Source organism: Rhodococcus sp. D-6 (assembly GCF_040256695.1).
GTDB lineage: Bacteria > Actinomycetota > Actinomycetes > Mycobacteriales > Mycobacteriaceae > Rhodococcus > Rhodococcus pyridinivorans.
This window is the reverse complement of record NZ_CP132970.1, coordinates 899,766-923,065: the sequence shown is the minus strand read 5'-3', so window position 1 is coordinate 923,065 and position 23,300 is coordinate 899,766. Positions and strand designations below refer to the sequence as shown.

Below are 23,300 nucleotides of genomic sequence, written 5' to 3'. Positions count from 1 at the left end.
GCGAACGAGCGCGCTCAGCGTCGCGGCAGGCGCACCACCTGCACGAAGAACTCGTCGATCTGGCGCACCGCGTGGATGAACTGATCGAGGTCGACCGGCTTCGTCACGTACGCGTTGGCGTGCAGCTTGTAGCTGCGGAGGATGTCCTCCTCCGCTGCCGAGGTCGTGAGGACGACGACGGGGATGTCGGTGAGGTCGGTGTCGGACTTGACCTGCTCGAGGACCTGCCGTCCGTCGTACTTGGGCAGGTTCAGGTCGAGGAGGATCAGGTCGGGCCGAGGGGCGCTCTCGTACTCTCCGCGCCGGTAGAGGAAGTCGAGTGCCTCCTCGCCGTCGCGGACCACGTGAAGGGTGTTTCCGATCTTGTTGTCCTCGAACGCTTCGCGCGTCATCAATTCGTCGCCGGGGTCGTCCTCGACGAGGAGGACGTCGATCGGCCGCCCGGAAACGCTCATGCAGATGCCCCTTTCAGAGCGACTTCGGTTGCAGACATGTCGTCGCCTGCCTTGGGAATCGTAAAGCAGAATCGACTGCCTTCCCGATACTGCGGGTCGAGCCAGATCTCTCCACCGTGGTATTCGACGATCTTGCGGCAGATGGCCAGGCCGATGCCGGTGCCGGTGTAGACGTCCCGGCCGTGCAGCCTCTGGAAGATCACGAAGACCTTGTCGGCGAACTCTTCGGCGATACCGATTCCGTTGTCCTGCACGGAAAATCGCCAGAACTCGTCGTCCCCGTCGACGATCTCCTCGCAGTCGACCCGGATCTCCACGGGCCTGTCCTCGTGGCGGAATTTGATCGCGTTGCCGATCAGGTTCTGCCACAACATGATCATCAGTGTGGGATCGCCCACGATCGTCGGCAGGGACTCGGGCCGGGTGATCTCCGCCCCGGATTCTTCGACCGCCTGGGAGATGTTCGTCAGAGCCGCGTCGAGGGTCACGTCCAGTTCGGTGCGGACGTGCGCGTCGCTGACGCGTCCGACGCGGGAGAAGGTCAGCAGGTCGTTGATGAGCACCTGCATACGCTTCGCGCCGTCGACCGCGAAGGCGATGTACTGGGTGCCGCGTTCGTCGAGCTTGTCGCCGTAACGCTTCTCGAGCAGCTGGCAGAAGGACGCGACCTTGCGCAGCGGCTCCTGCAGGTCGTGGGAGGCGACGTAGGCGAACTGTTCGAGTTCGGAGTTCGAGCGCCGCAGTTCCGTCGTCTGGTTCTCGAGTTGCTCCTCACGCTCGTGCGCGACCTGCAGTTCGCGCACGATCCGCTCGCGCATGTCCTCGACGTCGCGACCCAGCGCATAGATGTCGGCGGGGCCCTGCGGCTCGATCTCGCGCTCGAAGTTCTGGCCCGCGACGACGCTGCGCGATGCCTGTCGCAGACGCTGAATCGGACGGACCACGATCATCTGGAGCAGGACTGCCAGGCCCACGCCGGCGAGCAGGAAAACCACGACCATGCCGGCAAGGATGCGGTCGCGCGTGGTGCGGGTGTCCTCGAGAGTCGCGATGCCGTCCTCTCGGGCCTGCGTGAGATCGGCGTTCTGGACCTCGAACGCCGCCCGGAGCCGGTCGAACGCGACGCGGCCCGCATCGACGACGGCGGGATCCACGAACTGCGGTTCCCCCGGTACGACGGTGGAGATGAGCGGTTCGGCGTACACGCGTCGCCACTGCGCCGCGTGCGTTTCGATCGCGTCGAGGTCCGCCATCAGCTTCTCCTCGTCGCCGACGAGAGCGCGCAACTCGGCGGCGGCAGCCTCCTCCTCCCGCCGTCCCTCCTCGTAGGGCATGAGGAAATCGGGATCGGCGGCGAGAATGTAGCCCCGTGCGCCCGTCTCCTGGTTGATCAGCGCCGATTGCAACCGGTACGCCTCGACGCGGGCGGGCTGGATCCGGTCGCGCACGTAGTTGGAGTATTCGGTCGTCTCACGGAGGAAGTGGCTGCCGACCACGGTGCCGACGACCACCAACACACCCATCACGCCGAGTACGAGCAGGAACCATGCCTGGACCGTCATCCTGCGAGAGGGAGGGCGACGCACGTCCCCCGTCTCCGCCGTTGCGTCGCTGTTCGTCATGCGGTGATGATCACTTCCTGTTCCATTGCACGTGGACGACTGCCACGTCGTCGGACAGCCCTCCCCTACTGTCCGCGAGTTTCTCGGCACCGTCGATCAGCGAGTCGGTGAACTCGGCAGCCGGCAGATGGGCGCGTTCGCGCGCGAGCTCGAGGAGTCCTTCCTCACCGAGTCGTTCCGGGCCGTCGCCTCGATGACCCTCGAACAATCCGTCGGTGAACAACACGATCGCGCCGTCCTCGGGCAGATCCAACTCGTGGACGGGCCAGGTGGCCACTCCCGGCAGCAGGCCGAGAGCGGGACCACCGGGCGCTTCGATCCAGTCGATGGTTCCGCCGTGGCGGAGCAGCAGCCCGGGATGACCGGCCCGCATGACCTCGACGGTGCCGTGGTCGGCACACATCGTGAGGTTCGTCATCGACGCGAAGAAGCGACTCTCCGTGCGCTCGGCGACGAGCAGTTCCTCGAGTTGGTGCAAGCGGCGGGGACCGTCTACCCCGCTGAGCACGAGCGTGCGCCACGCGATGCGCAGGCCCACGCCGAGGGCGGCCTCGTCGGGGCCGTGACCGGAGACGTCGCCGATGAGGACGTGGACGGTGCCGTCGCCGGTCTGCACGACGTCGTAGAAGTCGCCGCCGAGAAGAGCAGACGACCGGCCGGGTCGGTAACGGGCGACGACGTCGAAGTCCTGCCCGTCGCGCAGGAGTGGGGACGGGAGCAGGCCGCGTTCGAGTCGGGCGTTCTCCTGCGCGTGAAGCTGGCTCGCCTGGAGTTCCGCCGCAGCGATCTCGGTCTGCTTTCGCTGGATGGCGTAGCGGACGGCGCGGCCGAACAGATCGGGTTCGACGCGTCCCTTGACGAGATAGTCCTGGGCGCCGACGGACAGCGCGGCGAGGCCGGTCTGTTCCTCCGCGAGGCCGGTGAGGACGACGATGGGGACGGAATCGGTGATTTCCTGGATGCGGGCGACGGCTTCGAGGCCGCTCGCATCGGGCAGGTGGAGGTCGAGAAGTACGCAGTCGGGAGCCGACGTGGCGAGTTCGTCGCGGGCCTGCGCAAGTGTCTGCACCCACACGACGGTCATCTCGGGGGCACTGTCGACGACGAGTTCCTCCACGATGAGCGCGTCGCCCGGATCGTCCTCGATGAGGAGCAACGACGGTGGTTCGACCGACTCGCTCTGCGCTCGGTGCATGTCCACTCGGCGCCCCTCCCTCCCTGCTCGAAAGGGAACATTACAGACTCGACGACAGCATGGTCACAGGGTGGTCACGGCGGGTCGCGGCCACGGCCGATGGACCGATATGTGCATCTATCGGCACGATCTTGCATGATGGCAAGGTGAACGATCCCATGACCGCGCATCCGCATATGACTGTTTCCACGACCCGTATCGGTTCCGTGGCCGTACTGTCCGTCAACGGCGAAGTCGACATGACGAGTGCCCCGCTCCTCGAGCAGGAAGCCCTCGCACTCCTCGACACCGACATCTCCGGACTTATCGTCGACCTCAGCGGGGTTGATTTCCTCGCTTCGATGGGTATCGCTCTGTTGGTCGAGTTGTCCAAGCGAGCCGGCGACAACACCGGTTTCGCCGTCGTGGCACATGGCAGCGCCACGGCACGCCCGCTCGAACTCCTCGGCCTCGGAGAGGTCCTGGCGATCCATCCGAAGCTCGACGACGCGCTCGTCGGCCTCGGTAACTCGCCGGAAGGCGTCTCCGAGTAGACCGCCGTACCCGACGAACCGAGGAGCCATGTCGTCTGCGCCCGAGGAGTCAGCTTTGCTTTTTCCCGACGAGATCCGTTCGTCGGGTGTGCGAGCCGACCCGACCGAGATTGCAGGCCTGCGGGTCGTCACGAGGCGGTGGCTGGCGAAGCTCCCCCTCAGCGAGGACCAACGACAGGACATACTGCTCGCGAGCTACGAAGCGCTCGCGAATGCCGTCGAGCACGCCTATGCGCCGGACGACGCGCACGGCACGCTCGACTACGAGGCGACGTATCTGCCCAACGAGGGTGAGGTGGTCGTGCGGGTCGTCGACCATGGCTCCTGGCACGACGCCGTCGACAGCGACGCCCGACGTTCACGCGGTCACGGGCTGACGCTGATCCGCAATCTGGCCAGCGACGTCCAGGTCTCGGCCGGCCCGAAGGGCACGGTCGTCGAGATGCGCTGGGTCCTCGAGGAGACGGACAGGGCAGAGAACGACAGGGTAGGGGACGACAGGGCAGGGGACGACAGGGCAGGGGACGAACTCTCGTCCCACGACGCGAGCTGATCTGCGCGGTAGGCGCGCGTCGCGAGTTCCCGATCGAAGCGGCCGCGGGAGGAGCACGATGCTCCTCCCGCGGCCGCTTTCGTCATACCTGCAGGGCACCCACGTCCGGCTTCGCGGGACCGAACTTCGGTGCCAGTTCGCGGCGTGCCGCACGGTCGCCGAGGTGTTCGAGCAACCGGCGCCCGGGAGCCGATCTCGTCAGGACCATGTGGCTGCGTTTCCATCTCCGCGGACGCGGTAGCCGCCCTGTGGAGGCGATCGCGTGGATCTTCGTGCGCACGGTCGAGAACGTGGCCGTCTCCTGTGTTCTCGACCGTCCCCCGGTGGATCGGGACGTCGTGGCCGACGAGCTCACCGCCATGGTCACGGCGTATCTGCGGGACATGTCGCTCCCCTGACGGGGCGAACCAGGTGTTCCTCGCTATCGTGGCGGGAACCCTGTGACCCTGACAGGGGTTTCCGCCGGACCCTTCGGTTCGAAGGGTCCGATGCGGGACGGTGAGTGAGGAGGCGGCGATGGCGCGTTGGAATCCACGGGTGGTACTGGACTGGTTGCGTGCGGGATATCCCGAGGGGATCCCGGCCAAGGATCACTTCGCGTTGCTTGCCGTGCTCGAGCGTCGGCTCACCGACGAGGAACTTCTCGAGGCGATCGAGACGGCGGCGGCGACCGCGTCCGAGCACCCGGAGCGGCAGGTCGACCACGACACCCTGCGGAAGATCGTGGCAGGGGTGATCCACGAGGAACCGGACCCGCAGGACGTCGAGCGCGTCCGTGAGCAGCTGGTCGCTGCGGGCTGGCCCGTTGTGGGCGGTGAACTCTCCCGCGGCGACGAGGCGGCCGAACCCGTCGAACCGGATACGCAACCGACGACCGGGACGACTGCGGCGCCGGCATCCGACGCTGTTGCTGCATCGGATACCGGCGCCGCGGAACCCGTGCGCGAGGAGCGTGGGACGCAGGCCGGCGCGCGTTAGCGATTCGCGGCGAGCCGCGAATCAGGCGCTTGCGGCGAGCGCAGCGAGGGCGGGCACGAGCTGGGCGAGTGCCCGTCCTCGATGCGACTGTGCGTCCTTCTCCTCCGCGGACAGTTCCGCGGCGGTGCGTTCCTCGCCTTCGGGGCGGAAGACCGGGTCGTAGCCGAAACCGTTCTCGCCGCGCGGCTCGCGCACGATGCTGCCGCGCCATTCGCCGCGCACGACGGTCGTGACGAATCCGTCGTCCGACGGCACCACGAGCGCGCACGCCGACACGAAGGCCGCGCCGCGACGCTCGTCCGGCACATCCTGCATCTGGCCGAGCAGCAGTGCGGTGTTCGCCTCGTCGTCGCCGTGGCGTCCGCTCCAGCGCGCCGAGAGCACGCCGGGCATGCCGCGCAGGGCGTCGACCTCGAGACCGGAGTCGTCGGCGACGCAGGGCATCCCTGTGGCGGCTGCGCCGTCGCGGGCCTTGGCTCCGGCGTTCGCTTCGAAGGTCTCCCCCGTCTCGGGTGCCTCCGGGTAGGGCGGGACGGTGTCGAGACCTACGAGTTCGATGCCGTCGATCCCGGCGCGGTCGAGCACGCGCTGCAGTTCGCGCAGCTTCTTCGCGTTGCGACTTGCGACCAGCACCCGCACGTCAGACTCCGAACTTCTTCTTGACGACCTCCGCCTCGACCGGCTCGGGCAGGGTGCCCAGGTACGGCTCGGCGAGCACCTCGCGCTGGATCCGGCACAGTTCCTCGATGCCGGCGAGCGAGGAGTCGAGCATCGCGTCGAGCGTGGAACGCGGGAAGGTCGCGCCTTCGCCGGTGCCCTGGACCTCGACGAGGGTGCCTGTCTCGGTGGCGACGACGTTCATGTCGACCTCGGCGCGCACGTCCTCCTCGTAGGGCAGGTCGAGACGGACACGTCCGTCGACCACGCCGACGCTGACGGCGGCGATCTGGCACGAGATGGGTTGCGGGTCGGCGAGGCTGCCCGCGGCACGCAGGTAGGTCACCGCGTCGCACAGTGCGACATAGGCGCCGGTGATCGCCGCGGTGCGGGTGCCTCCGTCGGCCTGCAGCACGTCGCAGTCGATCGCGATGGTGTTCTCGCCAAGGGCGGCGAGGTCGATGCATGCGCGCAGCGACCGGCCGACGAGCCGGCTGATCTCCTGGGTGCGGCCGCCGAGCTTGCCCTTGACCGATTCGCGTCCGCTGCGGGTGTGGGTGGCGGCGGGAAGCATCGCGTACTCGGCGGTGAGCCAGCCGAGACCGGAGCCCCTACGCCACCGCGGCACGCCTTCCTCGACGCTGGCGGTGCACATCACGCGGGTCTGTCCGAATTCGACGAGCACGGAGCCCGCCGGATGGTTGGTGAAACCCCGGGTGATGCGAATGCTCCGGAGTTCGTCGTCCGCTCTGCCGTCTTCTCGTGTCGTCACTCGTCCGAGCCTAGGCGATCCGGGGGCGGGCCTTTCAGATGCGGTACACGTCTCCGGCGGTGACCGCGTGGACCGGTCCGGAGTACTCGGCCTTGGCCTCGGCGATGACGTCCTCGCGGGAGGTCCACGGCGGGATGTGGGTCAGGAGGAGTTCGCCGACACCGGCGAGGGCCGCGACGCGACCGGCCTCGGTGCCCGAGAGGTGCACGCCCTCGGGGCGTTCCCCCGGCGCGTGGGTCCACGACGCCTCGGCGAGCAGCACGTGGGCGCCGCGGGCGAGTTCGACGACCGAATCGCACATGCCGGTGTCGCCGGTGTAGACGAGGGTGCGGCCGGAGTCGCTGGTGATGCGGAAGCCGTAGGCCTCCGGCGGGTGGTGGACGCGGCCGGGGCAGATGGTCAGGCTCCCGAACCGGATCTGCTCGCCGTCGCCGAGCATCCGGACGTCGAGGGTGTCGCTGACGTCGTCGACGTCGCCGGGGATCTCCGCGGACGCCACACCGATGCGGTGGGCGGTGCCGGCGGGACCGTAGGTGAGGACGCGGCCCTGCGGCGGGGACGGCGAGTAGCGGCGCCAGACCAGCAGACCGGGCAGGTCGAGGCAGTGATCGGCGTGCAGATGGGACAGGAGGATCGACACTTCGCCGGGGTCGGCGTGGCGCTGGAGCGCGCCGAGGACGCCGGGACCGAAGTCGATGACCAGGGGCGGGGTGTCCGGTGCCGTCAGCAGGTAGCCGGAGGCTGCGGAATCCGGCCCGGCCACACTGCCCGAGCACCCCAGAACGGTCATGCGCATATCAGCCATGCTGCCATGCCGAAGGTCCCTCGATGAAGCCAACGCGCGTATTGCGGCGCAGACTCACAGTGGCCGGGAAGGTGTGACGCGCGGATCGTTCGGCCACTTCGCGCGGCCGATCGGCGGGTTGTCGGCGCGGGTGGTCAGCGCGGCACGACCGAGGGGGTGGTGCGACGGGCGCGACGCGCGTCCGCGGACAGCGCCCACGCCGCGAGAACGCCGCCGACCGCACCGAAGAAGTGCCCTTCCCAGGAGATCCACGGTTCGCTCGGCAGCACCCCCCACAGCATGCCGCCGTAGAGGAACAGCACCACGACTCCCAGCAGGATCTGCCCGGCCTTGCGGGTGAACACTCCGCGCACGATCAAATAGGTGAGCCACCCGAAGATCAGGCTCGACGCTCCGATGTGGGTCTCGCCCGAGCCCGCGATCAGCCACGTCCCCACTCCTGCGACGACCCAGATGATCGCGGTCGCGGCCAGGCCGCGCCCGATGCCGGAGAGCAGCACCAGGAAGCCGAGGACGAGCGCGGGCACGGTGTTGGCGGTGAGGTGGGCCCAGTCGGCGTGCAGGATCGGCGCGAACAGCACGCCCCACAGCCCGTCGGCGGTGCGGGGTTCGACACCGGCCGCGTCGAGATCGGCGGGGAGCACCGCATCGACGGTCTCGATGCCGTAGAGCATCGCGACGAACCCGCCGATCCACAGTCCGGCACGTTGCCAGATCGGCCGGATGCGGGTGTCGGCGCCGGTGCCGCTGGGAATGGTCATGGCACCATTCTGCCGTCACGTACCGGTCAGTGGCCGAAGACAGAGGGCAGCACGTCGCGATAGGCGGGGATGTCGGCCACGGAGGTCGCGGACAGGATCGCATCGACGATCGCGCGTTCGACCACCACCGCGGCGGCCTCGCACACCGCGGCGAGGATCGGCAGTTCGGCGGCGAAGGCCAGGATCGACGGGGCGTCGCCCAGTGCGTCGGAGACGTCGGCGGTGCCGGTCGAGAGGGCGAAGATCGTGTCGCCGTCGAGCGGTGAGTGCGCGGGACGGATCGCGCGGCCGAGACCGTCGTGCCCGGTGACCGCGACGCGACGGCACGCCGCCTTCGACAGCGGTGCGTCGGTGGCGACCACACCGATCGTGGTGTTCAGGACGGTGCCCTTGTCGCCGAGCGCGCGGGCCGCGGCCAGATCCGCCGCGGAGGGCGACGACAGTCCGAGTTCTTCGGCTCGCGCGGCGTCGACGCCCCAGGGCAGTCCGGTCACGGGGTCGAACACCGAGCCGACGGGGTTGGCGACCATCAGTGCCGCCACGGTCACCCCGGTCGCGGGACCGTCCGTGATCCGCACGCTCGCCGAGCCGATACCGCCCTTGAGCGCCCCGGCGCGGGCACCGGTGCCGGCGCCGACGCTGCCGCGCTCGAGGTGCGTGGAGCTGGCGGTGGCCGCGGCGGTGCATCCGGAATCGGCGGTCGGGCGCGCGGACCACTGACCCACCGGCAGGTCGAAGATGACGGCGCCGGGGACGATCGGGACGACCGCGCCGGGCGCGCCCATCGGGATGCCCTTGCCGTTCTTCTCGAGATAGCGCATCACGCCGTCGGCGGCGGCCAGCCCGTATGCGCTGCCACCGGTGAGGAGGACCGCGTCGACACGCTGCACGGAATGACTCGGATCGAGCAGGTCGGTCTCCCGGGTGCCCGGTCCCCCGCCGCGCACGTCCACCGATGCGACGGCGGACGGGTCGGCGAGCACGACGGTGCATCCCGTGGCGGCGCCCGTACCGGGAATCTCGGGGGTGCCGACGGTGACCTCGGGATCGAGGCGCTGCCAGTGGCCGACACTCAGACCCGCCACGTCGAGCAGCGAATCGGTCGGCCCCGGCACGGTCACGGCTGAAGCGCCTGGACGAGGGAATCCTGCATCCATGTCAGCCAGTGGTAGACGTCGAGATGCGGGGCACGCGGATCGTCGTCGTCGAGGACGTCGGGGGTGTCGGCGTCGATGCCGAGGGTGGTGCCGAGCGCGAGCCGCACGTCGTTGAGCCCGTACAGCCAGGCTTCGGCCTGTTCGGGATTGAGCACCACCTTGCCGCCGCCTTCGGGCACGGTGCGCAGGATGACCGCGCCGGCGGCGAGCTTCGCATCGATGATGCTCGGTTCGTGCAGGCTCCGCATCGCACCGTTGAGGTCGGCGGCGTCGTCGCCGACATCGGCGACGGCATCGGCATCGGGGCGGTGGAAGTCGGGAAGGAGTCGTCGCAGCGCCGGGATCTCGGGCGGGGTGGCGTTACCGGTGCGCAGGCCGGTCAGCGCCGCGAGGTCGTCCTGCGGGGCCTGTCCGGCGCGTTCCTCGAGCATGCCCAGCACGGAGGACACGAGCGACCGCAGCACCGACGCTTCGTGGGCGTCCATCTCCGACCGGAGCTTGGGGCCGCTGAGCGAGTTCTTCCTGGTCCACTGCCGCACGTCGGTCGGGCCCTCCTGTGGGGATCATTCGTCGCGTTGCATCGTCGCCCACAGTCCGGCGGCGTGCAGACGCTGCACGTCGTGTTCCATCTTGTCACGCGAACCACTCGACACGACGGCCTTGCCCTCGTTGTGGACCTTGAGCATGAGCTCGGTGGCCTTGGCCTTGCTGTACCCGAACAGCTTCTGGAAGATGAACGTCACGTAGTGCATGAGGTTGACGGGGTCGTCCCAGACCACGGTCACCCATGGCCTGTCGACCGCTTCGATCTCCTCGACGATTTCGGCCTCGGCCGGAACGGCCTGTCCCGCCATGGCCTGAACGGCCTGGCCGGCCATGAATCGGACGTCGAGCGGAGTGGTCGTACTACACGGCGCCATGTTCCCAGGGTACGACTTCGGAGCACGGCGAAAAACCCGCCTCGGAGGCCGTGGCTCTACAGTGATCGGGTGCCCGAAGCCATTCACCGTGCCGGTCGTCCCGGCACCGCACTGTTCACGGACAAGTACGAGTTGACCATGCTCGAGGCTGCCCTGGCGGACGGCACGGGCGACCGCCCGTGCGTCTTCGAGGTCTTCGCCCGGCGTCTTCCCCCGGGCCGGCGGTACGGCGTCGTCGCAGGCACCGCGCGGTTGATCGAGGCACTCGGATCGTTCCGGTTCGACGAGGCCGAACTCGAACTCGCCGCCGGTTTTCTCGCTCCGCGCACCGTCGAGTGGCTGCGCGACTTCCGGTTCTCCGGCGACATCGACGGCTACCGCGAGGGCGACTTCTACTTCCCGGGTTCACCGATCCTGTCGGTGAGCGGCACCTTCGCCGAGTGTGTGCTACTCGAGACGCTGACGCTGTCGATCTTCAACCACGACAGTGCGATCGCCTCCGCGGCGGCGCGCATGGTGAGTGTGGCCGACGGCCGCGCGCTCATCGAGATGGGGTCGCGGCGTACCCACGAGGAAGCGGCGGTCGCCGCGGCGCGCGCGGCCTATCTCGCGGGCTTCGACTCGACGTCCAATCTGCAGGCCGCACAGCGGTACGGCATCCCCGCAGCGGGTACCGCCGCGCACGCGTTCACCCTGCTGCACACCACGACGGCTGGTCGCGACGAGGCGTCCGCCTTCCGCAGCCAGGTCGAGAGTCTCGGTGTGGGCACGACCCTGCTGGTGGACACCTACGACATCACCGAGGGCGTGAACACGGCGATCGCGGTGGCCGGCCCCGAACTCGGTGGCGTGCGGATCGATTCGGGCGATCTCGGTGTGCTCGCCCGCCAGGTGCGCGAACAACTCGACGGACTCGGCGCGACCCGCACGAAGATCGTGATGTCCGGTGATCTCGACGAATACGGGATCGCGGGTCTGCGCGCCGAACCGGTCGACGGCTACGGCGTCGGCACCTCGCTGGTGACCGGCTCGGGGGCTCCGACGGCGGGCATGGTCTTCAAGCTCGTGGAGGTCGACGGTCTCGCGGTCGAGAAGCGCAGTGCGTCGAAGGAGTCCCGAGGGGGCGCGAAGCGGGCCGTCCGGTACGCGCGGAGGACGGGCACGCTCGTCGAGGAGGTCGTGTACCCGGCCCGCGCCGAGCAGGTCCCGCCGGGCGAGGGTTCACAGGTCCACGAACTGATGATCCCGCTGGTCCGCGGCGGCGAGGCGGTCGGCGGTCTGCCTACCCTGGAGGAGAGCCGTGAGTACCTCCGGCAGGGCATGGTGCGTCTGCCGTGGGAGGGCCTGACGCTCTCGGCCGGGGATCCCGCCATCCCCACCCGCTTCGTCCGTGAGGGGTGAGTGCCATGCGCGCATTGCTGGTGGTCGACGTCCAGAACGACTTCTGCGAGGGCGGTTCGCTCGCCGTGGAGGGCGGCTCGCGGGTGGCGTCCGACATCACCCGGTTCCTGCAGGCGCACGGTGACGACTACGCGTACATCGCCGCAACCCGCGACCACCACGTCGATCCCGGAGACCATTTCTCTCCCGAACCCGATTTCGTCGACTCGTGGCCGCCGCACTGCCGGGCAGGGACGCCGGGCGCGGACTTCCACCCGGAACTGACTACGGACCGGTTCGAGGCCGTCTTCTCGAAGGGTGCCGACGACGCCGCCTATTCGGGCTTCGAAGGAATCGACGACGAGGGCACGACGTTGGCGTCGTGGTTGCGCGACCGCGGCGTGACGGACGTCGACATCGTCGGGATCGCCACCGACCACTGTGTGCGGGCCACCGCGCTCGACGCGATCGCGGAGGGTTTCGGCGCCCGGGTGCTGCTGCCGTACACCGCCGGGGTGTCGGAGACGACGATCCGCCCAGCCCTCGAGCGGATGCGCGAGGCCGGTGTCGAGCTGGTCACCGACCTTCCCGGCGTCACCGATATCACCGAAGTCACAGGTAGCTGGGCCGCAGACCGAAGGTGACGGTGGGGACCGATAGCCTGTGCCGGTGCCGGATCTCCCCGAAGTCCCAGAATTGCTGCGAACCGCGGTGCACGCGCTGGGCGGTAAGGAGCGGCGCAACCAGCTGACGATGGCCTCGGCCGTCGCGCACAGCATCGATACCGGCGAACACCTCGCCGTGCAGGCCGGTACGGGTACCGGCAAGTCGCTGGCCTATCTCGTGCCGAGCATCCGCTACGCGGTGAAGACGGGTCGCACCGTGGTGGTCTCCACCGCGACCATCGCGCTGCAGCGGCAGCTCGTCGAGCGCGACCTGCCGCGACTCGCCGACGCCCTCGCCGGTTCGCTCGGCCGTCGCCCGCGTTTCGCGATCCTCAAGGGTCGCGGAAACTACCTGTGCCTGAACAAGATCCATACCGGTCTCGCCGAGGAGACGCCCGACGCCGAACTGTTCGACGCGTTCGCCCTCTCGCGCATCGGCCGCGAAGTGCGGCGGGTGACGGAGTGGTCGTCCACCACCGAGACCGGCGACCGCGACGACCTGTCCCCCGGTGTCTCCGATCAGGCGTGGCGTCAGCTGTCCGTCACCGCCCGCGAGTGCCTCGGCAAGTCGCGGTGCCCGGTGGGAGAAGACTGCTTCGCCGAGATCGCGCGCGCCGAGGCCGCGCAGGTCGACGTGGTCGTCACCAACCACGCGCTGCTCGCGATCGATGCGATCACCGGCATCTCGATCCTGCCCGAGCACGATGTCGTGGTCGTCGACGAGGCCCATGAACTCGTCGATCGGATCACGAACGTCGCCACGGCCGAGTTGTCGCCGGGCACGGTGTCGGCGGCTGCGCGGCGCTGCGTCAAGCTCGTCGAGGACCAGGAGATCGACCGGCTCGACGGTGCCGCCGAGAACTGGGAGTCGTTCCTCGAAGAACTGCCGGCTGGGCGCTGGGACGAACTGCCCGAGGGCGCGGCGGCCGCGCTGGCCTCGATCCGCGATGCCGCCTGGGCCGTACACACGGCGATCGGACCGGCCAAGCCCGGCACCGATCCCGAGGTCGCCGCGGCCCGCAGTCAGGCGCTCGCGGAGATCGACGAGGTGCACGACTGCGCGGTCCGGGTGCTGACGACCTTCGAGCAGCGAGACCCTTCGCAGCGACCCGACGTCGTGTGGCTTGCCGCCGACGAGTTCCGCGGCAACGTGCGCCGCACCGTGCGGGTCGCGCCGCTGTCGGTCGGTGGGTTGTTGCGCAGCCGGTTGTTCGGTGAGTCCACCGTCGTCCTCACGTCCGCGACCCTCACGGTCGGCGGGTCGTTCGACGGCCTCGCGGTCAACTGGGGTCTGCCGCCGCAGTCGCCGGCCCGCAGCGACACCACCTCCGCGTCGGGTGCCGAACCTCCTTCCGACAAGGGCGATCTCGCGTGGAATGGGATCGACGTGGGGTCGCCCTTCGATCACGCGAAGGCGGGCATCCTCTACATCGCCAAGCATTTGACGCCACCCGGCCGCGACGGTCTGCCGCCCTCGCATCTCGACGAGATCGCCGAACTGGTCACCGCCGCCGAGGGGCGCACGCTCGGGTTGTTCTCCTCGATGCGCGCCGCGAAGGCCGCCACCGAGGCGCTGCGCGAGCGTCTCGACACGCCGATCCTGTGCCAGGGCGACGACGCGACCGGCGCGCTGGTCGAGAAGTTCGCAGCCGACGACGCGACGAGCCTGTTCGGCACCCTGTCGCTGTGGCAGGGCGTCGACGTTCCGGGCCCGTCGCTGTCGCTGGTGATCATCGACCGGATTCCGTTCCCCCGCCCCGACGATCCGCTGCTGGTCGCCCGGCAGCGCGCCGTGGAGGCTCGCGGCGGGAACGGGTTCATGGCGGTCGCCGCCAATCACGCCGCTCTGCTGTTGGCGCAGGGTGTCGGGCGACTGTTGCGCAGCACCGACGACCGGGGCGTGGTGGCGGTGCTCGACTCGCGCCTGGCGACCGCACGGTACGGCGGTTATCTGCGCGCGTCGCTGCCGCCGTTCTGGGAGACGGCCGATCCGGCGGTGGTCCGCCGGGCACTCACGCGTCTGCGCGGCTGAGCACCCGGCGGGTCCTGATCTCCTACGGGAGCGCGACCATGCCGAGTTCGGCGGGTGAGGCGAGCAGCCCGTGCCTGGGCAGCACCCGCACCGTGTAGCCGACGGCGCCGGCGAGCGGCAGCGGCACGGTCGCGGTGAACTCCTCTCCCAGCGGGTCGGTACCGATGTGCTGCATCGGCACGGTGACGGGGTCGCCGATCGTGTCGTCGGAGCCCACGCGCCCGACCACGGCCTGCACCTCGACATCTTCCGGGGTCAGGTCGCCGAGCTGGACGTGCGCGGTCAGCCCCAGCGGCAGGCCGATCTGCGGCACGTCCGGGATCGGCGTCGAATCGACCTGCGCGACACGCACTCCCGGCCACGCCGCCTCGATGCGGTGCCGGTAGTCGGCCAGCGCCCGCGCACCCGCGTAGTCGTCGGCGGTCACCTTCGAGGCTGCCGCGGCCGCGGGGATGTAGTAGTCGACGGCGTAATCGCGCACCATGCGCGAGGCGAGCACCTTCGGGCCGAGATCCTCGAGCGTGTGGCGCACCATCTCGATCCAGCGGGCCGGCACACCGTCGGAGTCGCGGTCGTAGAAGCGCGGCAGCACCGAACGTTCGAGCAACTCGTACAGCGCGGCGGCCTCGAGATCGTCGCGGCGGGTGTCGTCGACCCCGTCGGCGGTGGGGATGGCCCAGCCGTTCTCGCCGTCGAACATCTCGTCCCACCATCCGTCGCGGATGGACAGGTTGAGACCGCCGTTGAGAGCCGACTTCATGCCCGACGTACCGCACGCCTCGAGCGGGCGCAGCGGGTTGTTCAGCCACACATCGCAACCCCAGTACAGATAGCGGGCCATCGACATGTCGTAGTTGGGCAGGAAGACGATTCGGTGCCGCACGTCGTACTCGTCGGCGAACCGCACGACCTGCTGGATGAGCGCCTTGCCGGCGTCGTCGGCGGGGTGGCTCTTGCCGGCGACGACGAGCTGCACGGGCCGTTCGTCGTCGAGCAGCAGGGCGCGCAGCCGTTCGGGGTCGCGCAGCATCAGGGTGAGGCGCTTGTAGGTGGGCACGCGCCGCGCGAACCCGACGGTGAGGACGTTCGGATCGAAGACCGACTCGATCCAGCCCAGTTCGGCCTCGGTGGCGCCGCGTTCGAGCCACGACTCGCGCAGCCGGCGACGCACCTCGGCGACGAGCTGGGCGCGCAGCGCGTTCCGGGTGGACCACAGTTCCTTGCGGTCGATGGTCTGGAGCAGTTCCCAGCCGCGGGCCTCCTCGACGCGGTCGGGTCCGGCGAGGCGGTTGGCGAGCGCGATCCATTCGCGCGCGGCCCAGGTGGGGGCGTGCACACCGTTGGTGACCGAGCCGATGGGCACTTCGGCGGCGTCGAATCCGGGCCACAGTCCTTCGAACATGCCGCGGCTGACCTCGCCGTGCAGCTTCGACACACCGTTGCAGCGCTGGCCGAGGCGCAGACCGAGATGTGCCATGTTGAACACGTTCGGGTTGCTCTCGCGTCCGAGCGCGAGGATGCGGTCGACGGTGAGGCCGGGCAACAGTGCCGACTCGTTCTCGCCGTTGGTGCCCGAGAAGTAGTGGCGCACGAGATCGATCGGGAAGCGGTCGATACCCGCGGGCACGGGGGTGTGGGTGGTGAAGACCGTGCCGGCCCGCACGGCGGCCAGCGCTTCGTCGAAGTCGAGTCCGGCGCCGGTGACGAGTTCGCGGATGCGTTCGGCGCCGAGGAAGCCCGCGTGTCCCTCGTTCATGTGGAAGACATCGGGGTCGGGCAGGCCGTGGATGCGCGTGTAGGCGCGCACCGCGCGGACACCGCCGACGCCGGCGAGGATCTCCTGCTTGATGCGGTGGTCCTGGTCGCCGCCGTAGAGGCGGTCGGTGACCCCGCACAGCTCCTCGTCGTTGGACGGGATGTCGGAGTCGAGCAGCAGCAGCGGGACGCGCCCGACCTGGGCGATCCAGATTCGCGCGTCGAGTGTGCGCCCGCCCGGCACGGCGACCTGCACGAGCGCGGCGGTGCCGTCGGCCTCGGTGAGCAGTCGCAGCGGCAGGCCCTGCGGGTCGTAGGAGGGGTAGTGCTCCATCTGCCATCCGTCGGCGCTGAGCGACTGCCGGAAGTAGCCGGACCGGTAGAGCAGGCCGACGCCGATGAGCGGCAGGCCGAGATCGGAGGCGGCCTTGAGGTGGTCGCCGGCAAGGATTCCGAGGCCGCCGGAGTAGTTCGGCAGCACCTCGGTGACACCGAACTCCATGGAGAAGTAGGCGATGCCGGCGGGCAGTGTCGTGCCGCGCTCCTGCTGTTCCTGGAACCAGCGGGGGCGGGTGAGGTAGTGCTCGAGGTCGGCGGCAGCGGCGTCGAGCCGGGCGAGGAAGTCGCCGTCCTCGGCGAGCGCATCGAGTCGGGCCGGCGGCACCTCGCCGAGCAGTCGGACAGGGTCATTGCTGCACCGGCGCCACAGGTCCGGGTCGACCGATTCGAACAGGTCCTGGGTCTGCGGGTGCCACGACCATCTGAGGTTGGCCGTCAGGGCTCCCAGCGCAGCCAGCCGCTCGGGAAGATGGGCTCGTACGGTGAACCGGCGCAGTGCTTTCACGGGGTGCACACTACCGACCGACCGAGCTTCGTGACGGCCGGGCGGCGGATCTCATGTGCCCGGATCCATGCCGGTCGCGGACAGGATCGCCCGGCACCCGGAGAGGGCCACACCGCGGGGCCTTCTCTCCTGCGGCCGACCTCCCGTCGGCCGGTGGACTCAGAGTCCGCCGAGGAGCAGGTGCAGCAGGTCTCCGACGACTCCGATCAGCCCGGCAACCAGACCCATGTGTTCTTCCCTTCGTCGTGCCTCCGAGGAGGCTGTTGTCGTCTTGCAGAACAAACAGTAGGGAGCGGGGTGTTGCCGTCCGGTCAATTGAAGTGAACGGTGAGTTACAGATAATTTCGCCGCTGCAGAGGGGATCCTTCGCGGGTCCCGCCGCATGCACAGCCGCGGGGCGCGACCTCCATTACGGTGGTTCGAGACACGGTCGTTGCCCCCATCGGCCCTGCTCGTCCACCCGGACCCGCACGGAACGGAGCTAGCGTGACAGGTCGGCTCGCCATCGACGACGTACAACCCTCCATCGACGGAGGGCGTTATCCGACGAAGGCGGTCGTCGGGGAGGTGGTGCCGGTCTCCGCCGTGGTGTGGCGCGAGGGCCACGACGCGATCGCCGCGACACTCGCCGTTCGAGGACCGGCCGACGATCCCGAATCCGCCGGCAGGCTGGTGCGGATCCCGATGGTTCCGGGCACCGAACCCGACACCTTCCACGCCACCTTCTCCCCCACGAGCGTCGGTGCGTGGACCTACCGGGTCGAGGCGTGGAGCGACCCGGTGGCGACCTGGCGGCACGCGGTCACCGCGAAGACCGACGCCGGGCAGGACGCCGCCGAACTCGCGAACGACCTCGAGGTCGGCGCACGGATCTTCGAGAAGGCCGCGAAGGGCGCACCGCGCGGCAACCGTCCCGCTCTCCTCGCGGTCGCTGCGTCCCTGCGCTCCGACCGTCCGCTGGCCGAGCGCATCGCCCCGGCCTTCGCCCCCGACGTCACCGAGATCCTCCGCGCCCATCCGCTCCGCGAGCTGATCACGCGTGGAAAGGCGTTCACGGCGTTCGCCGATCGTCGCCGCGCGCTGTTCGGCTCCTGGTACGAGTTCTTTCCCCGGTCCACCGGAGGCTGGTACGAGGACGGAACCCCGCGGCACGGCACCTTCGCCACGGCCGCCGCAGATCTGCCGCGCATCGCGGCGATGGGCTTCGACGTCGTCTACCTCCCCCCGATCCATCCGATCGGCAAGGTCAACCGCAAGGGACCGAACAACACCCTCGTCGCCGGCCCGGACGACGTCGGGTCGCCCTGGGCGATCGGTTCCGACGAGGGCGGCCACGACGCCATCCACCCCGAACTCGGCACCGAGCAGGACTTCCGCGATTTCGTCGCCCGCGCGAAGGAACTCGAGCTCGAGGTCGCCCTCGATCTCGCCCTGCAGTGCGCCCCCGACCACCCGTGGGCGCGTGAGCATCCGGAATGGTTCACCGTGCTGCCCGACGGCACGATCGCGTATGCGGAGAACCCGCCCAAGAAGTACCAGGACATCTATCCGATCAACTTCGACGACGACCCCGAGGGCATCTACGCCGAGGTCCTGCGCGTGGTCCGGCACTGGATCCGGTTGGGCGTCGACATCTTCCGCGTCGACAATCCGCACACCAAGCCCCCGAACTTCTGGGAGCAGCTCATCGCCGAGATCAAGCGCACCGATCCCGACGTGCTGTTCCTGTCGGAGGCGTTCACCCGGCCCGCCCGCATGTATGGGCTCGCGCGCCGCGGATTCACGCAGTCCTACACGTATTTCACGTGGCGGGTCGCGAAATGGGAGCTCACCGAGTTCGGTACCGAGATCGCCGCGAAGGCCGACGAGGCCAGGCCGAACCTGTTCGTCAACACCCCCGACATCCTGCACGAGACCCTGCAGCACGGCGGACCGGGCATGTTCGCGCTGCGCGCGGCGCTCGCCGCCACCCTGGCTCCCTCGTGGGGCGTGTACTCGGGGTACGAACTGTTCGAGCACCTCGCGGTGCGGCCGGGCAGCGAGGAGTACCTCGACTCGGAGAAGTACCAGTTGCGGCCGCGCCGATACGACGAGGCACGCCGGCGCGGCGAGTCGCTCGAACCGTGGCTGACCACCCTCAACCGCATCCGGCGCGCGCATCCGGCGTTGCAGCAACTGCGCAACATCGCCTTCCACCACGTCGACAACGACGCGCTCATCGCCTACTCGAAGTTCGATCCGTCCACCGGGGACTGCGTCCTCACGGTGATCAACCTCAACCCCTATGGGGCCGAACAGGGCACGGTCTGGCTCGACATGCCGGCGATCGGGCACGACTGGCACGACCACTTCCCTGTTTACGACGAGGTGAGTGGGGAACAGTACTCGTGGGGACAGGCCAACTACGTGCGCCTCGAGCCGTGGCGGGCGGTGGCGCACATCCTGGTCCTGCCCCCGATCGGCATCCCCACCCGCACAACGCTCGCCTACAGGAGGCAGTCGTGACCGTGCCGCCCCAGACGCCGGGCGCCGATGTTCCGCGCCGGCGCCACAGCCCGCGACCGGAGGACCTCGACCTGCTCGCCGCCGGTGAGCACCACGATCCGCACGCGGTGCTCGGGGCCCATTCGCATCCGGAGGGGACGGTCATCCGGGCACTGCGCCCCGGGGCCGAGAAGGTCGCCGCCCGGATCGGTGGTCGCGACCATCCGCTCGAACCCGTGGGCGAGGACGTCTTCAGCGCCCTGATCCCGGTCTTCGATCTCGCCGACTACCGGCTCGTGGTGACCTACCCGTTCGATCACGTCGAGGTCGTCGCGGACGGTTACCGTTTCATGCCGACGCTGGGCGAGCTCGACCGTCACCTGCTGAGCGAGGGCCGGCACGAACGGCTGTGGGAGGTGCTCGGCGCCCATCCGCGGACCTATGAGACCCCGGACGGCCCGGTGACGGGCACGTCCTTCGCCGTGTGGGCACCGGGCGCACGCGGGGTCACCGTCGTCGGCGACTTCGACGGCTGGGGTGGACGCACCGCCCCGATGCGGGTGCTCGGCTCGAGCGGTGTCTGGGAGGTCTTCGTTCCCGGTGTCGAACCGGGCGCGCTGTACAAGTACCGGGTGCACGGCCGCGACGGATCCGTCCGCGACAAGGCCGACCCGATGGCGTTCGCCACCGAGGTGCCCCCCGCGACCGCGTCGAGGGTCACGGAGAGTCGCTACACCTGGAACGACGACGACTGGGTCGCGACCCGCGAGAAAGCGCAGCCCTGGCAGGAACCGATGGCGGTCTACGAGGTGCACCTCGGTTCGTGGCGCCCGGGCCTGAACTACGTCGAACTCGCCGATCAGCTCGCCGAGTACATCCTCGAGACCGGTTTCACGCACGTCGAGCTGCTGCCGGTCGCCGAGCATCCCTTCGGCGGGTCGTGGGGTTACCAGGTCACCTCCTACTACGCTCCCACCTCCCGGTTCGGCACTCCCGACGAGTTCCGCGCGTTCGTCGACCGTCTCCACGCCGCCGGGATCGGCGTGATCATGGACTGGGTGCCCGCCCACTTCCCGAAGGACGAGTGGGCGCTCGCGCGCTTCGACGGCAGCCCCCAGTACGAACATCCCGATCCGCGCCGCGGCGAACAGCTGGACTGGGGCACCTACGTCTTCGACTACGGCCGGCCCGAGGTGCGGAACTTCCTCGTTGCCAACGCCCTGTACTGGATCGAGGAGTTCCACATCGACGGTCTGCGCGTCGACGCCGTGGCCTCGATGTTGTACCTCGACTACTCGCGCCCCGAGGGCGGCTGGACGCCGAATATCTACGGCGGGCGCGAGAACCTCGAGGCCGTTGAGTTCCTGCAGGAACTCAACGCCACCGTCCACAAGCACTATCCGGGGATCGTGACGGTCGCGGAGGAGTCGACCTCCTGGCCGGGCGTGACCCGCTCGACGAACGTCGGTGGGCTCGGCTTCAGCATGAAGTGGAACATGGGCTGGATGCACGACACCCTCGGCTATCTCGGCCGCGATCCCGTGCACCGCACCTACCACCACCACGAGATCACGTTCTCGCTCGTGTACGCGTGGAGCGAGAACTTCGTACTCCCCATCAGCCACGACGAGGTCGTCCACGGCAAGGGCACGCTGTGGACGCGACTGCCGGGCGACGACGCCACGCGTGCAGCCGGCCTGCGGTCGATGCTCGCCTACATGTGGGCGCATCCCGGCAAGCAGTTGCTGTTCATGGGCCAGGAGTTCGGGCAGGTCGCCGAGTGGTCCGAGGAACGCGGCCTCGACTGGTGGCAGCTCGACGAACCGCTCCACGCCGGTATCCACCGCCTGGTGTGCGATCTCAACGGCATCTACCGCTCGCACCCGGCGCTCTACACGCTCGACACCACGCCCGGCGGATACTCGTGGATCGACGCCAACGATGCGCACAACAACGTCCTGTCGTTCCTGCGCTACGGCAGCGACGGCTCGGTGGTCGCGTGCCTGCACAACTTTTCGGGCACGACCTACGGCGACTATCGTGTCGGATTGCCCGAACCGGGCACGTGGGAGGAAGTGCTCAACACGGACGCGACCGCCTACCAGGGCAACGGAGCGGGCAACTTCGGGGCCGTGGAGGCCGACGAACATTCGTGGCACGGGCGTCCCGCCTCGGCTCGGGTGACCTTGCCTGCGCACGGTGCCATCTGGTTGTCGTTGCGGAGGTGACGCTGCCCGACGACAGGAGCACAACGACATGCGACGGACGCACCGGTTCGCGCGACTGGTGGTGCCCGCACTGACCGTCGTCCTGCTGGCGGGTTGCGCCCAGCGGATCGAAGGAACGGCGGTGTCGATCTACGACAACCCCTTCACCGTGGCGGGGCTGCCCGTCACCTCCGGGGCGTCGGGTCCGCGCAGCGGGGTGCCCGATGCGGACATCGAGATCGAGAACACCGACGGCGGTCCCGTCGACGTCCTGGCCGGCAACGCGATCGCCGACATCGAGGAGTACTGGCGTCAGGAGTTCGCGTCGGTCGCCCGGGGCACCTTCCGCCCGGTCGAGACGATCGTGTCGTGGGATCCGTCCGAGCGACGGGGCCCGCGTTTCTGCGGCAAACCCACCTACGACTTCATCAACGCGGCCTACTGCAGCGGTGGTGACGAGATCGGATGGGACCGCACCTACCTGATGCCGCAGCTCATCGACAGCTTCGGACCGATGGCCGCGGTGACGGTCCTCGCTCATGAATACGGGCACGCCGTCCAGCACACGGCGGGGCTGGTCGCCGAGGACGACCCCGGCATCGTGTTCGAGCAGCAGGCCGACTGTTTCGCCGGTGCGTTCATGCGGCACGTCGCGGAGGGCCGGTCGACGCACTTCCAGCTCGACACCTCCGACGGGCTGAACAACGTGCTCGCGTCGATGGTGCTCTTCCGCGACGCCGATCCGAACGACCCCGACTCGATCCACGGCTCGGCCTTCGAACGCGTGACGGCCGTGCAGATCGGATTCACCGACGGGGCCGGCTCATGTGCACGCATCGACGCCGCCGAGATCGAGTCGCGCCGCGCCGACCTGCCGCAGTACTACAACTCCGCAGACGACGGCGAACTGCCGGTCACCGACGAGTCGGTCGAGGCGATCTTCGAGTCGTTCCACCAGGTCTTCGACCTGGACGCCCTGCCGCAACTCGATCTGTCGGGCGCCGACCTCGGCTGCTCGGACGCCCGGGCCACCTCACCGGTGTCGTACTGCCCCGCGACGAACACCGTGGGCGTCGACATGGAGGCACTGAGCGAGCGCGGTACGGCCACCCCGCCGGGAAGCGGCTTCGATCCCGGTGTCCGCGGCGACTACAACGCCTACGTGCTCGTCGCCTCCCGCTACGCTCTCGCGGTGCAGAAGGAGGCCGGCCAGTCGCTCACCGAGCCGCGCACGGCGCTGCGGGCGGCGTGCCTGTCGGGGGTCATCAGTGCCGCGTTGAGTCCGGACAGCACCCTCGCCTCGAACGTCGACCCGAGCCAGGTGCTGGTGTGGCTGTCCCCCGGCGACCTCGACGAGGCGGTCTCGGGCCTGCTCACCGACGGTCTGGCCGCGAGCGACGTCAACGGCAACACGGTGCCGAGCGGGTTCGCGCGGGTGGATGCCTTCCGCACCGGCGTCCTCGGCGGCGAGGCGGGCTGCACCGGCCGTTACCGCTGAGACGACACCGGCCGCCCACCACGAGTG

21 protein-coding genes and 1 pseudogene are annotated in these 23,300 nt (G+C 69.2%); 10 read left to right on the top strand and 12 right to left on the bottom strand.

The genetic code is table 11. The features are described from left to right. Positions 1–14 precede the first annotated feature (14 nt). From RBB84_RS04410 to RBB84_RS04400, 3 genes are all read right to left on the bottom strand, one after another. The gene (locus RBB84_RS04410) at positions 15–455 is read right to left on the bottom strand and encodes a response regulator (RefSeq protein ID WP_006554751.1); all 441 of its coding nucleotides are present in this window, start codon (positions 453–455) and stop codon (positions 15–17) included. Further along, positions 452–2,017 carry a sensor histidine kinase gene (locus RBB84_RS04405; protein ID WP_064257053.1) on the bottom strand — a complete coding sequence of 522 codons (1,566 nt, stop codon included), beginning with the start codon at positions 2,015–2,017 and terminating at the stop codon, positions 452–454. Before RBB84_RS04405 ends, RBB84_RS04410 begins: the two co-directional genes overlap by 4 nt. 70 nt (positions 2,018–2,087) lie before the next feature. Continuing rightward, positions 2,088–3,272 (bottom strand): fused response regulator/phosphatase, encoded by a 1,185-nt coding sequence (locus RBB84_RS04400; protein WP_228045111.1) that lies wholly within the window; start codon positions 3,270–3,272, stop codon positions 2,088–2,090. A 176-nt stretch (positions 3,273–3,448) separates the two neighbouring features. Here RBB84_RS04400 and RBB84_RS04395 point away from each other — a divergent pair, with 176 nt between their 5' ends. Both RBB84_RS04395 and RBB84_RS04390 read left to right on the top strand, forming a co-directional pair. Continuing rightward, complete coding sequence (locus RBB84_RS04395; protein WP_019288992.1) at positions 3,449–3,805, top strand: STAS domain-containing protein; 357 nt, start codon at positions 3,449–3,451, stop codon at positions 3,803–3,805. A 55-nt stretch (positions 3,806–3,860) separates the two neighbouring features. Beyond that, on the top strand, positions 3,861–4,358 hold the full coding sequence (locus RBB84_RS04390) for an ATP-binding protein (RefSeq protein ID WP_019288991.1): 498 nt from the start codon (positions 3,861–3,863) through the stop codon (positions 4,356–4,358). A gap of 82 nt (positions 4,359–4,440) precedes the next feature. On the opposite strand, the gene RBB84_RS04385 is transcribed toward RBB84_RS04390, so the two are convergent. Then, on the bottom strand, positions 4,441–4,566 hold the full coding sequence (locus RBB84_RS04385) for a hypothetical protein (protein ID WP_019288990.1): 126 nt from the start codon (positions 4,564–4,566) through the stop codon (positions 4,441–4,443). Between RBB84_RS04385 and RBB84_RS04380 the strand changes: the two genes are divergently transcribed. Continuing rightward, positions 4,565–4,756 (top strand): hypothetical protein, encoded by a 192-nt coding sequence (locus tag RBB84_RS04380; RefSeq protein WP_024100517.1) that lies wholly within the window; start codon positions 4,565–4,567, stop codon positions 4,754–4,756. The genes RBB84_RS04385 and RBB84_RS04380 overlap by 2 nt on opposite strands. Positions 4,757–4,874: 118 nt before the next feature. Then, a pseudogene (locus tag RBB84_RS04375) lies at positions 4,875–5,168 on the top strand (DUF3349 domain-containing protein); the annotation flags it as partial. A gap of 189 nt (positions 5,169–5,357) precedes the next feature. On the opposite strand, the gene rdgB reads toward RBB84_RS04375, so the two are convergent. The 7 genes from rdgB to clpS form a co-directional block, all read right to left on the bottom strand. Next, a complete protein-coding gene (gene rdgB, locus RBB84_RS04370) occupies positions 5,358–5,969 on the bottom strand; it encodes an RdgB/HAM1 family non-canonical purine NTP pyrophosphatase (RefSeq protein WP_006554745.1) in 612 nt (203 codons plus the stop codon). A gap of 7 nt (positions 5,970–5,976) precedes the next feature. Continuing rightward, positions 5,977–6,765 (bottom strand): ribonuclease PH, encoded by a 789-nt coding sequence (gene rph / locus RBB84_RS04365; protein WP_006554744.1) that lies wholly within the window; start codon positions 6,763–6,765, stop codon positions 5,977–5,979. A gap of 34 nt (positions 6,766–6,799) precedes the next feature. After that, a complete protein-coding gene (locus RBB84_RS04360; protein ID WP_064257054.1) occupies positions 6,800–7,561 on the bottom strand; it encodes a cyclic nucleotide-degrading phosphodiesterase in 762 nt (253 codons plus the stop codon). 143 nt (positions 7,562–7,704) lie between these two features. After that, entirely contained in the window at positions 7,705–8,331 is a 627-nt protein-coding gene (locus RBB84_RS04355; protein WP_006554742.1) for a rhomboid family intramembrane serine protease, read from the bottom strand. 26 nt (positions 8,332–8,357) lie between these two features. Next, positions 8,358–9,488, bottom strand: coding sequence for a P1 family peptidase (locus tag RBB84_RS04350; RefSeq protein WP_064257055.1), 1,131 nt, complete (start codon positions 9,486–9,488; stop codon positions 8,358–8,360). Then, complete coding sequence (locus tag RBB84_RS04345) at positions 9,449–10,027, bottom strand: DUF2017 domain-containing protein (RefSeq protein WP_024100511.1); 579 nt, start codon at positions 10,025–10,027, stop codon at positions 9,449–9,451. The genes RBB84_RS04350 and RBB84_RS04345 overlap by 40 nt, the downstream gene beginning before the upstream one ends. A gap of 24 nt (positions 10,028–10,051) precedes the next feature. Then, positions 10,052–10,366 carry an ATP-dependent Clp protease adapter ClpS gene (clpS, locus tag RBB84_RS04340; protein ID WP_095092016.1) on the bottom strand — a complete coding sequence of 105 codons (315 nt, stop codon included), beginning with the start codon at positions 10,364–10,366 and terminating at the stop codon, positions 10,052–10,054. 111 nt (positions 10,367–10,477) lie between these two features. On the opposite strand from clpS, the gene RBB84_RS04335 reads away from it, so the two are divergent. The 3 genes from RBB84_RS04335 to RBB84_RS04325 are packed head-to-tail and all read left to right on the top strand — an operon-like array spanning position 10,478 to position 14,485. Then, positions 10,478–11,809 (top strand): nicotinate phosphoribosyltransferase, encoded by a 1,332-nt coding sequence (locus tag RBB84_RS04335; protein WP_064257056.1) that lies wholly within the window; start codon positions 10,478–10,480, stop codon positions 11,807–11,809. Between the two features lie 5 nt (positions 11,810–11,814). Beyond that, positions 11,815–12,432 (top strand): nicotinamidase, encoded by a 618-nt coding sequence (locus tag RBB84_RS04330; protein WP_006554737.1) that lies wholly within the window; start codon positions 11,815–11,817, stop codon positions 12,430–12,432. 25 nt (positions 12,433–12,457) lie between these two features. Further along, a complete protein-coding gene (locus tag RBB84_RS04325; protein ID WP_024100508.1) occupies positions 12,458–14,485 on the top strand; it encodes an ATP-dependent DNA helicase in 2,028 nt (675 codons plus the stop codon). A 22-nt stretch (positions 14,486–14,507) separates the two neighbouring features. Here the strand turns inward: RBB84_RS04325 and glgP are convergent, their stop codons facing one another. Continuing rightward, entirely contained in the window at positions 14,508–17,084 is a 2,577-nt protein-coding gene (glgP, locus tag RBB84_RS04320) for an alpha-glucan family phosphorylase (RefSeq protein ID WP_024100507.1), read from the bottom strand. A 486-nt stretch (positions 17,085–17,570) separates the two neighbouring features. Between glgP and RBB84_RS04315 the strand changes: the two genes are divergently transcribed. From RBB84_RS04315 to RBB84_RS04305, 3 genes are read left to right on the top strand one after another with little or no spacing between them, the layout of a single operon-like run. Beyond that, positions 17,571–19,589 (top strand): maltotransferase domain-containing protein, encoded by a 2,019-nt coding sequence (locus RBB84_RS04315; RefSeq protein ID WP_024100506.1) that lies wholly within the window; start codon positions 17,571–17,573, stop codon positions 19,587–19,589. Between the two features lie 2 nt (positions 19,590–19,591). After that, positions 19,592–21,796: a 1,4-alpha-glucan branching protein GlgB gene (glgB, locus tag RBB84_RS04310; RefSeq protein WP_051121699.1), complete on the top strand. Its 2,205-nt coding sequence runs from the start codon at positions 19,592–19,594 to the stop codon at positions 21,794–21,796. A 28-nt stretch (positions 21,797–21,824) separates the two neighbouring features. Continuing rightward, a complete protein-coding gene (locus tag RBB84_RS04305; protein WP_064257057.1) occupies positions 21,825–23,273 on the top strand; it encodes a neutral zinc metallopeptidase in 1,449 nt (482 codons plus the stop codon). The last annotated feature ends 27 nt before the right edge of the window (positions 23,274–23,300 follow it).